At 52.3% G+C, this 5024-nt stretch carries 5 protein-coding genes; 1 reads left to right on the top strand and 4 read right to left on the bottom strand.

The annotated features are described in order from the left end of the window. Positions 1 to 37: 37 nt before the first annotated feature. Positions 38 to 1357, bottom strand: coding sequence for a purine-cytosine permease family protein (locus tag ACP5D4_RS20990; RefSeq protein WP_428013559.1), 1320 nt, complete (start codon positions 1355 to 1357; stop codon positions 38 to 40). A gap of 436 nt (positions 1358 to 1793) precedes the next feature. On the opposite strand from ACP5D4_RS20990, the gene ACP5D4_RS20985 reads away from it, so the two are divergent. Continuing rightward, positions 1794 to 2105 carry a cupin domain-containing protein gene (locus ACP5D4_RS20985; protein ID WP_428013558.1) on the top strand — a complete coding sequence of 104 codons (312 nt, stop codon included), beginning with the start codon at positions 1794 to 1796 and terminating at the stop codon, positions 2103 to 2105. A gap of 111 nt (positions 2106 to 2216) precedes the next feature. On the opposite strand, the gene ACP5D4_RS20980 is transcribed toward ACP5D4_RS20985, so the two are convergent. The 3 genes from ACP5D4_RS20980 to ACP5D4_RS20970 are packed head-to-tail and all read right to left on the bottom strand — an operon-like array spanning position 2217 to position 4705. Beyond that, a complete protein-coding gene (locus ACP5D4_RS20980) occupies positions 2217 to 3392 on the bottom strand; it encodes a beta-ketoacyl-ACP synthase (RefSeq protein WP_428013557.1) in 1176 nt (391 codons plus the stop codon). A gap of 1 nt (position 3393) precedes the next feature. Next, positions 3394 to 4134 carry a peptidylprolyl isomerase gene (locus tag ACP5D4_RS20975; protein WP_428013556.1) on the bottom strand — a complete coding sequence of 247 codons (741 nt, stop codon included), beginning with the start codon at positions 4132 to 4134 and terminating at the stop codon, positions 3394 to 3396. 4 nt (positions 4135 to 4138) lie between these two features. Next, positions 4139 to 4705 (bottom strand): photosystem I assembly protein Ycf4, encoded by a 567-nt coding sequence (locus ACP5D4_RS20970; RefSeq protein WP_428013555.1) that lies wholly within the window; start codon positions 4703 to 4705, stop codon positions 4139 to 4141. Positions 4706 to 5024 lie beyond the last annotated feature (319 nt).

Here is a 5024-nt window from a genome sequence, read left to right as displayed (position 1 = left end):
TTCATGGGTAATTTTCGAGGAGATTATATCTCCCACTTTACACGACCAGTGCCAGCGTCGCCCCAAATCCCACCGGATTGATGTTATATAAATGAGCGCGTTTGAATTCGATATAGGACGGACTCCATCCCAGGGGTTTGTTCACCACCAAGTCCGCCACTAACGCCCCCACCCAGGCGATCGCCACGTTGGAATACAGTCCCAACACCGCTTCGAGGGTTTCAAACACCCCCAACTCCATCAACAGCAGGGAAATCGCCACGTTAAACACCAACCACACGACGCGGCCGGGGTGGTTGTGGGTCAATCGCGAAAAGAAGTTCGACCAAGCCAGCGATCCGGCGTAGGCGTTGGTGACGTTGATTTTGATTTGGGACACGATGACGAACAGCGTTCCCACGGCCAACACAACCGCCGGATCGCTAAACATATCGGAAAATCCCGCCAAATACATTTGAATTGGCTCTTTCGCCTTCGCAAAGGCGACGCCGTGATAAATCGCCAAAGAGGCCAGAAACGCCCCACCGATTTGTTTGGCCCAACCTAAGACAATCCAACCCGGACCGGCGGACATCACCGCCACCCACCACCGAACTCGGTTGTGTTTTTCGCGATCGGGTAAAAATCTTAAATAATCGACTTGTTCTCCCAACTGGGCGATTAAGGAAAAGGAAACGGTGGCCGCCGCCCCGAACAATAAGGGATCGAACGCCGTTCCACTGGGAGAATTTCCAGCAAAATTCAACCAGTTAGAAAAGGCTTCGGGTTCTTTATGAAGGACGAAAAGGTACGGAGATACCATCAAAACAAGCCACAGCGGTTGTGTCCACAGTTGCAGCCGATTGATGAACGTTACCCCGTAAAAAACCATCGGGATAATAATTAGGGAACAGAGGAGATAGCCCCAGGCTAAGGGAAGATAAAAATACAACTCTAACGCCTGGGCCATAATGGCCGCTTCTAGGGCGAAAAAGATGAAGGTAAAGGAAGCGTAAATGACGGATGTGATGGTCGAACCGATGTAACCGAATCCCGCGCCCCGCGTTAACAAATCCATATCGATGTTGTATTTAGCGGCGTAGTAGGTGATGGGAATTCCGGCGAGTAAAATAATCAGACCGACGACGGTAATCGCCCAAAAAGAGTTGGTGAAACCGTAGTTAATAGCAAGGGAGCCGCCGATGGCTTCGAGGGCGAGAAAGGAAATTCCTCCGAGAGCGGTGTTGGCTACGAGCAGTTCTGGCCACTTGCGAAAGGATTTGGGTGCGTAGCGTAAGGAGTAGTCTTCTAGGGTTTCGTTCGCAACCCAAGTGTTATACTCTCGGCGTTCTTTGAGAATTCTGGGGGGTGAAACCATTGCGATATTCCCGGGAAGGTTTTGACGGTTGAGCCAGATTTTTAATGCTTTATTTTGGTGTTTTTTTGGGAATCAGTCAAACAAAGAAATAGAAAAAACACCAAATATTATTAAGATTTAATTAAATTATTGAATTAATATTAGAGAAATACAATTGACTTAATTGAGGAATTTTAACAATACTTATTGCAATAAATTATCCGATTAATTATCGATTAAAAAACGCACGGTAAGCCAATTTTATTGAGGAAAGCGATCGCAATTCCCGGCTATATCCGTATTAATACTCTTTACTCTAGTTTAATTTTCGGAATCTTGACAAGGTTGAAAATACTGACCTCGATTGCAATTTTGTCAAATTTTCAATACATTTTGTTTAGAAATATAGAGATATGTTGATATTCTAAAAATGTCATGTTATATCGGAGGATCGATCGTGTCAGCCATCGAACGTTGGAATCCCGCACGAGACGGAGAACTGTCCGAAGCCGCGATGCGCGAAAAACTCGAACGACAGGGGTATCGCGTGTCTCGCTATGTTTATCCACCGGGAACCTATTTTCCCGACCACACCCACGCCATCGATAAAATCGATGGGGTTCTCTCGGGGCGGTTTCGTCTGGTTCTGGAAGGACAAGACGCGATTTTGGAAGCTGGAGACTGTATCGCAGTCCCCCGAAACGCCGTTCACAGTGCGGAAGTCCTGGGAAACGAACCAGTTGTCAGCTTGGACGCGACGAAAGTTTGACAGGGATGGAGTCGAAATTTGAGAATTCAACTTTCTTCACCCCAGAGACACAGAGGACACAGAGGATTTTTCAGGGTTGAGAATCTTGAATCTGAGAATTTTCGTGAAGAATTATCGCGAGAGGGCGACAACGGCGTTTTGTCCGCCGAAGCCGAAACTGAAACAGAGGGCGCGATCGATCTTCGCCACCCTCGCCGTTTCCACCAAGTCTAAGTCGAAGTCGCGATCGCGCAACCCCACGCAGGGCGGTAACACCCCATCGCCCATCGCCAACAAACAAAACGCCACCCCCAACGCCCCCGACGCGCCGATGCTGTGTCCCGTCGCCCCTTTGGTGGAACTCACGGGGACGCCTTGGGGAAACAGATGTTGTAGCAAATAGGCTTCGCTGCGATCGTTGAGTCGGGTACTGGTTCCGTGGGCGTGAACGTAGTCGATATCCCCCGGTTGGAGTCCCGATCGATCGAGACAGGTTTTCACCGCCGAAATCGCGCCGCGACTTTCCGGTTGGGGGGCGCTGACGTGGTAGCTGTCGGCGGTTAAGCCGAAATCGAGAATGCGTCCGTAAATTTTGGCGTTGCGCTGTCGGGCGACTGCGGCGGATTCGAGGACGAACAGGGCTGCGCCTTCGGCTAACGCTAAGCCTTCCCGGTGGCGATCGAACGGATAACACCCGGTTTTCGCCAGCGCCCCCATTTTGTCGAAACTGGCGAGAGTCAAGGGTGTAATCGGCGTTTCCACCGCCCCAGCCAGGACGCGATCGCACTGTCGGCTGCGGATGAGCTGTACGCCTTGCGCGATCGCCCAAATTCCCGTGGCGCAGGCGGCCATCGGCGCCAACACCGGCCCTTGGGTTTTCAGGAATCGAGCGATGGCGATCGCTCCCATGTGGGGTAACGCCTGTAACCAACCCGACAGGGTATCTGTCTGCATCTGTCGGTTGAGAAACTCCCAACGCCCCTGCTGACTGCGACTCGAACCGAGAACGACGCCGCAATCTCTCAGAGGCGTTGGGACAGATCTGTCTGAAAAAGATAAATCCGAAGGAGATAAATCCGCGTCGTCGATGGCCTCAACCACAACCGTTTTCGCCAGGTCGAGAAAATCGGCGGGTCGATCGCCCAACAGTCCGAGCGGCTTCGACGAAAGTTCGGGAAACGGTTGTGACATCTGCAATCCCGACTTTCCCGAAATCAGTTGCATCCAAGTGGTGGCGAGATTTCCGAGGCTCGATCGCGCTCCGATTCCCGTCACCACAACATCGATATCGAACTGGACGTCGCTCAACTTACCGCTGCAAGTTCTCCAAACCTTCCGTCACCGTCACCGAATCGATGCGATCGCCCTGCTCGATATTATCGACGACCTCCATCCCTTCAGTCACGTAACCGAACACGGCGTAATTGCCATCGAGAAAATCGAGATCCGTCAGGGCGAAGTAAAATTGAGCCGATGCCGTATTGGGCGGGGTCGATCGCGCCATGGCCACGGCACCGCGACGGTGCGTCAACTCCGGCATAGCGTCAACCCCCGCCTGTGCTAAGGTTTCGCCATAAACAGGTTCGTCGGCCCCTTCCGGTTTGATTTCCAAGGGAATGTAGCGCGGTTGCTGCGTCTCGGGATCGATATAACTTCCCGTTCCCAACCGCGACACGGGAGTTTCGGGATCTTTACTCAAGGGATCGCCCCCCTGCACCACAAAAGGTTCCGGTTGGCGGACAACGCGGTGAAACGAGGTGCCATCGTACAGGCCGCGTTCGGCGAGATCGACAAAATTCCCCGCTGTAATCGGGGCATCGTTCCCATCGACTTCGATGGTAATCGGCGATCCCTTCACCACCATCACCACCGTAGCCGTACCCTTGAGTTGCGGTAAACCCGCAAACTGTTCGGCAGTCGCAGCCGGAGAGCCATCGGAACTCGGCGAAGCACTGCTGGCCACCTCACCCGACTGCGAACAGGCGGAGAGTGCCAACAGGCTCACCAAAACAAACGGCAGGACTTGACGTCGGAACTTCCAGAAGAGCATCGCTTTACAATCCTTCCAGGGGAACGCCGAGAAACCTCGCCAGTCGAGCGCCTTGGTTCTCGATTTCAGCCAAAGACAGCGGTTGTCCGACGCGGGTTAGCGGCACGTCGCGCATTCCTTTGACGCGAAGGTACAAGGTGCGTTTGGGGTTGATGCCGTCTTTCACGTCCACGCGAATGGATTTCACGTCGTTGACGTTACAAGTCACCTCAATGCGGCGATTTTTACCGGGGAAGCCCCAGCGGAAAATATTAATTTTTCCAGTTTCGAGATTAAATTCGTTGTAGCCGCCGCCTACGTCCCACCCAATCACGAACCATAGGTACAGCGACAACAGAATCGCCGCGCCGCCGTAAAGTCCCATGACTAACCCTTGGGGAACGAAAGTCAGTTGCGTCGGGTCGGCAAAGGGCAACAGGTTGACTTGAGAGTAACTCGACAACCCCGCCAGCAGGAAGCCCACGCCGCCGAGGGAGACGACGCTCGCCCAAAAGTAGTTGCTAAATCGGCGCGATCCCAGAACGGGCTGACGGAGGATGCGATCGCTCGTCGTTACAGTCTGTGCGGTCATAGAGTTTTTTAACTTTGTTTAACTAATCTTGACGTTTGGGCGTTTTTAGTATCTAAACCTCGTCGCAGAGAGAAGGACGGGCAAAATTCTTAAAAATTCTAGCCTTTCAACGTTTAAATTTTTCGATCGACTCCCGGCCAATTCGCCTGACTTGATGACATAGTATATAGTTATGTTAACTTAATTAGAAACCTTGCAACAGACTTTAAAGCAAGGAGGCTTGAGATTCCTATGACCATCGCAGTCAGCCGCGCGCCAGAGCGAGGATGGTTCGACGTCCTCGACGACTGGCTCAAGCGCGATCGATTCGTCTTCGTCG

The organism is Baaleninema sp., assembly GCF_049974805.1.
In the GTDB taxonomy this organism is placed as follows: Bacteria; Cyanobacteriota; Cyanobacteriia; order Cyanobacteriales; family Geitlerinemataceae; genus Baaleninema.
This window is presented reverse-complemented; position numbering and strand designations above follow the sequence as displayed.

Excerpts from the sequence above, each read along its gene's own strand:
- ACP5D4_RS20975 (WP_428013556.1), bottom strand. The coding sequence starts at position 4,134 with ATGCTCTTCTGGAAGTTCCGACGTCAAGTCCTGCCGTTTGTTTTGGTG.
- ACP5D4_RS20990 (WP_428013559.1), bottom strand. The coding sequence starts at position 1,357 with ATGGTTTCACCCCCCAGAATTCTCAAAGAACGCCGAGAGTATAACACT.
- ACP5D4_RS20970 (WP_428013555.1), bottom strand. The coding sequence starts at position 4,705 with ATGACCGCACAGACTGTAACGACGAGCGATCGCATCCTCCGTCAGCCC.